General features: G+C 50.4%; 6 protein-coding genes. 3 read left to right on the top strand and 3 right to left on the bottom strand.

Annotation, left to right across the window (positions count from 1 at the left end):
* Nucleotides 1-96: 96 nt before the first annotated feature.
* On the bottom strand, nt 97-531 hold the full coding sequence (locus SU32_RS16955; RefSeq protein ID WP_054000569.1) for a GlcG/HbpS family heme-binding protein: 435 nt from the start codon (nt 529-531) through the stop codon (nt 97-99).
* 110 nt (nt 532-641) lie between these two features.
* Nucleotides 642-1,232: a polyhydroxyalkanoate synthesis repressor PhaR gene (gene phaR / locus SU32_RS16950; protein WP_054000568.1), complete on the bottom strand. Its 591-nt coding sequence runs from the start codon at nt 1,230-1,232 to the stop codon at nt 642-644.
* Between the two features lie 266 nt (nt 1,233-1,498).
* On the opposite strand from phaR, the gene SU32_RS16945 reads away from it, so the two are divergent.
* Both SU32_RS16945 and phbB read left to right on the top strand, forming a co-directional pair.
* Nucleotides 1,499-2,674: an acetyl-CoA C-acetyltransferase gene (locus SU32_RS16945; protein ID WP_054000567.1), complete on the top strand. Its 1,176-nt coding sequence runs from the start codon at nt 1,499-1,501 to the stop codon at nt 2,672-2,674.
* A 66-nt stretch (nt 2,675-2,740) separates the two neighbouring features.
* Entirely contained in the window at nt 2,741-3,466 is a 726-nt protein-coding gene (gene phbB, locus SU32_RS16940; protein WP_054000566.1) for an acetoacetyl-CoA reductase, read from the top strand.
* A 64-nt stretch (nt 3,467-3,530) separates the two neighbouring features.
* Here the strand turns inward: phbB and phhA are convergent, their stop codons facing one another.
* Complete coding sequence (phhA, locus tag SU32_RS16935) at nt 3,531-4,328, bottom strand: phenylalanine 4-monooxygenase (RefSeq protein ID WP_054000565.1); 798 nt, start codon at nt 4,326-4,328, stop codon at nt 3,531-3,533.
* A gap of 121 nt (nt 4,329-4,449) precedes the next feature.
* Between phhA and SU32_RS16930 the strand changes: the two genes are divergently transcribed.
* On the top strand, nt 4,450-4,911 hold the full coding sequence (locus SU32_RS16930; protein ID WP_054000564.1) for an Lrp/AsnC family transcriptional regulator: 462 nt from the start codon (nt 4,450-4,452) through the stop codon (nt 4,909-4,911).
* The last annotated feature ends 45 nt before the right edge of the window (nt 4,912-4,956 follow it).

The raw sequence follows: 4,956 nt of genomic DNA, 5'->3' as shown, positions 1-4,956 counted from the left end.
TGCGATTCAGTGAAAAGCAGACACGCTCTAAGCACTTTGTCCGATACGCAAAAAGGCATCCATTTGGATGCCTTTTTTATACTTGGTTTGTTTTAATCAAGCGCCGGTGTCAGGTGTCAGGCCCGCACCTTCAATGCCTGCTACTGCGGCGGTTTCATCATTGTCCGATGTATCACCGGTAATGCCCACCGCGCCGATAATCTCGCCGGTTTTTGTTTTCACCAGAACGCCGCCCGGAACAGCAACGATGCGTCCGCCTGATACGTTCGACAATCCTTCAAGGAAATGCGGACGCGTTTCGGCCTGAGCATTGAGCCAGCGTGAGCCGACACCTGCCGCGATGCACCCGAATGCCTTACCGGCAGCGATTTCCGGGCGTAAATGAGACGATCCGTCTTCGCGCTGCATGGCGATCATCGCACCGCCTGCATCCAGAACAACGACTGTGAGCGGCTTCAGGCCCAGTTCCTTGCCCTTTGCCAGAGCGTCACGGATGATTTTGTTTGCTTTTGAAAGTGTCAGTTTTGCCATTGCGGCCTCATCTATATGTTTCGTGTGAGCGATCTGCCTGTGATAAAGGGTAATATTAGCGTCGCGTCACGGGGTTTTGGTGGTGAAACAGTTTTTCCAAACCGGCGGGGTTAATTGCCCATTTGGTCGAGCTTGCGCTGCATTTCCGCAATCTGGTCTTTCATCCTCTTTAATTCGTCGTCACTTTCGGCTTTGGCCACGGGCGGGCTTTCCGGTTCGTCATTATCAGCGATAAATGGATTAAACATGCGCATGGCCTGCTGGTAAATTTCCATATTGCGCTGTGTTTGTTCCTTGATCATTTCCTGACTGGAGGTGATGACGTCTATCGGTGATTTGCCGACCATAGAGGTAAGCTGCTCGCGCATTTTGCTTTGTTCTTTTGCAAAGGCAGCCATGGAATGTTCCAGATAGCTTGGCACAACCATCTGCATCTGATCCCCGTAAAAGGAGATAAGCTGGCGCAGAACAGACACGGGAAGCATGGTCTGGCCGGTCTTGGCTTCCTGCTCGAAAATTATTTGCGTGAGTACAGAGTGCGTTATTTCTTCGCCTGATTTGGCATCCTGAACCGTGAACTGTTCATCATTCTTGACCATTGTCGCCAAATCTTCGAGCGTTACATAGGAGCTTGTACCCGTATTATAGAGTCGTCTGTTGGCGTATTTTTTAATGATCGTTGTATCGGTTTTCTTGGCCATTAGACCTCCTTTAACGCAGTACAAAATGCAGATCGCTGCGCATGAATGTAACGCAAATAAACTAACGCGGGAAATGTCAGTTTTCCAAGTCTTTTCTTGTCATGGAAATTTCAAAAAATACGCGCATTCATTCGTTTAACGGTGTAGCTTGATTTGAAACGGGTTTGACTTAGATAATCAAGCTTGCTTGAAATATTATTGTCCATAGCCGATTGGACTTAAAAATAGCTCCAGCAAAAATGCCAAGGAGTGTGAAAGGGAAAATTATGCAACCTATCGTTATAGCAAGTGCCGCACGCACACCTGTCGGATCTTTTCTGGGCGCTTTTGCCAATGTGCCAGCCCATGAGTTGGGAGCGGCGGCCATTAAGGGTGCGCTTGAACGGGCAGGTGTGGACCCTAAAGATGTTGATGAAGTCATCATGGGCCAGATTTTAACCGCCGGTGCCGGACAAAACCCTGCACGTATTGCGGCAATGGCCGCGGGTATTCCGCAAGAAGCCACAGCATGGGGATTGAACCAGCTTTGCGGTTCCGGCCTTCGTGCGGTTGCGATCGGTATGCAGCAGATTGCAACCGGTGATGCCGACATCATTGTTGCAGGCGGTCAGGAAAGCATGTCGATGGCCCCGCACTGCCAGCATTTGCGCGGCGGCGTGAAAATGGGCGACTACAAAATGGTCGACACGATGCTGAAAGACGGTTTGACCGATGCATTCAACGGCTATCACATGGGCAATACTGCGGAAAATGTTGCCAAGAAATGGCAGCTTTCACGTCTTGATCAGGACACTTTCGCGGCATCTTCGCAAAACAAGGCGGAGGCAGCGCGCAAAGCCGGTAAATTCAAAGACGAGATCGTGCCGTTCACGGTGAAGACCCGTAAGGGCGAAACAGTCGTGGAAGAAGACGAATACATCAAGGAAGGTGTCACTGTCGAAGGTATTTCAAAGCTGCGTCCTGCTTTTGACAAAGAAGGCACAGTCACTGCAGCGAACGCATCGGGCATCAATGATGGTGCGGCTGCAACGGTTCTGATGAGCCAGGCCGAAGCGGAAAAACGCGGCATCAAGCCGTTAGGCCGTATTGTATCTTGGGCAACTGCCGGTGTTGATCCGGCGATAATGGGTACCGGCCCGATCCCTGCGTCACGCAAGGCGCTTGAAAAAGCAGGATGGAGTGTTTCCGATCTTGATCTTGTTGAAGCCAATGAAGCTTTTGCCGCGCAGGCATGTGCAGTCAACAAAGACATGGGCTGGAGCGAAGACATTGTGAACGTCAATGGCGGTGCGATTGCGATCGGTCATCCGGTTGGCGCATCAGGTGCGCGTGTTCTCAATACGCTGCTATTCGAAATGCAGCGCCGTGATGCGAAAAAAGGTCTTGCGACTTTGTGTATTGGCGGCGGAATGGGTGTTGCCCTCTGTGTAGAGCGTGACTAACCTCAATAATATAAGGCGGCTTACCGGCTGCCTTTTTTAACGATAACAAAGTTGGAGGAGCAGACTATGGCACGAGTGGCACTCGTAACGGGCGGAACACGCGGTATCGGTGAGGCGATTTCCAAAGCATTGAAGGCCGAGGGCTATGATGTGGCGGCAACCTATGCCGGTAATGATGAAAAGGCAGCGGCCTTTACCGATGAAACCGGTATTAAAACCTATAAGTGGAACGTTGCCGACTATGCTGAATCCAAAGCCGGACTTGAAAAGGTTGAAGCGGAAGTCGGCCCGATTGATGTTGTCGTTGCCAATGCCGGCATTACCCGTGATGCGCCTTTCCATAAAATGTCGCCTGAGCAATGGAAAGAAGTTGTCGACACCAACCTGACGGGTGTGTTCAACACGGTTCATCCGGTCTGGCCGGGGATGCGCGAGCGCAAATTCGGCCGTGTCATTGTTATCTCTTCAATCAATGGTCAAAAGGGTCAGTTCGGGCAGGTAAACTATGCTGCGACAAAAGCTGGTGATCTGGGCATTATCAAATCCCTTGCACAGGAAGGTGCCCGCGCAGGCATTACGGCGAATGCGGTTTGTCCGGGCTATATCGGCACTGAAATGGTGCGTGCCATTCCCGAAGAAGTGCTGAACTCCAAAATCATTCCGCAAATTCCGGCGGGCCGTTTGGGAGAGCCTGAAGAAATTGCGCGTTGCGTCACGTTTCTGGCTTCGGAAAATTCCGGTTTTATCAACGGATCGACAATTTCCGCCAACGGTGCGCAGTTCTTCGTTTAATCAAAACTGCGCGTACCGTACAAATTTTACCATGAAGGCGGCCCGTAATTTACGGGCCGTTTTGTTAGGCGACCTCTTCTTTGGGCGGGTAAGCCGGCGCGTGAAGTCCAAGCTCTTTTGCTTTGCGGATATCGGCAAGAAGATCGCGATCGGCTGCCTGAAACAGTTGATCGGCATCATCAAGCACGAAATATATCGGCTGATGAATATCGATCCGGTAAGGTGTTCTCAGGATATCGATCACGTCAAAAGGTTTGCGGACGGCTGCATCGTCTGTGATGGAATAGATCAGCTCGGTCGGAGAGGACGCCAGCCCTGAACCCAGTGCCTTGATCTGTCCGTCTTGCCGGATCAATCCAAATTCAATGGTAGACCAGTAAAGACGTATCAGCCATGAATATTCCGTTTTGTCACATTCAAGGCCGGTCTTACCGATGGCTTCGGAAAACTTTGCAAAGCGCTCGTCCGTCAAAAGCGGCGTGTGACCGTAGATTTCATGGAAAATATCCGGCTCTTCAATATAATCGAAGTCTTCCCTGCTGCGGATAAATGACGCCGCCGGAAAGGTTTTTTCTGACAGCATTTTGAAAAACTGGGAAAACCCGATGAGGGCAGGGACGGGCTCAACGTTCCAGCCGGTCATGGCCTGTAATTTTTCAGAAACATCCACGCATTGCGGTACTCTGTCTTTGGGCAGGTTCAATTTCTCCTGACCTGCAAGATATTCTCTCGCGGCATATTTTTTGACGTTTTGTTCCTGCTGGGCAACAAGATCGCGCCATACGGCATCATCATCGCTGGTATAGTCTATGCGGCCGTCAGGCCCTGCAATCTTGGCAACGTATTTTGTTGATTTTGGCATGTTCTTCCTCCCATGTTAGAAGTTAGAATTGCATGGAAATGCGATAGATTATGTTCTATTTCGTTGATTGAGGTCACAATTCAGGCAAAATATTTCTAGTTTCTGTAAATATAGGCAAATCATGCTCGATAATTTTGAAAGACTGATTTTAAAGTTCCTGCAACAAAACGGGCGTGCCAGCACGCAGGAACTCTCCGATGCGGTGGGTCTGTCGCCTTCACCGTGCTGGCGGCGGATGAAAAAGCTTGAAGATGAAGGCTATATTACGCGCTATGCTGCGATTGTGGATGGTAAGAAACTCGGTCTCCACGCGCTTGCCTATGTGCATGTATCCTTGATGGACCATAGCGAGACATCAATTGACCTGTTTCATAGTTTTATCGAAACAGCGGAGGAGGTGATCGAGTGTGCATCGATTACCGGCGAGTTTGATTTTGTGCTCAAAGTGGCGGCTACAGATCCTGAAGATCTTGAACGCTTTATCATGAAGCGCATCAACCGGCTCGGCGTGGTGCGTACCACAACCACAAACTTCATTTTGCGCCAAAGCAAAGTTGCCGGTGCGCTGCCGGTCGCGCTCTAGAGCATGTCAGGAACAGTGGGAACCGGTTTTCCGCCCGGACATGCG

It is taken from the genome of Ahrensia marina, from assembly GCF_001293565.1.
Classification (GTDB): Bacteria; Pseudomonadota; Alphaproteobacteria; order Rhizobiales; family Rhizobiaceae; genus Ahrensia; species Ahrensia marina.
Note: the sequence above shows the minus strand (reverse complement) of the source record. Positions and strands in the feature narration are given on the sequence as shown.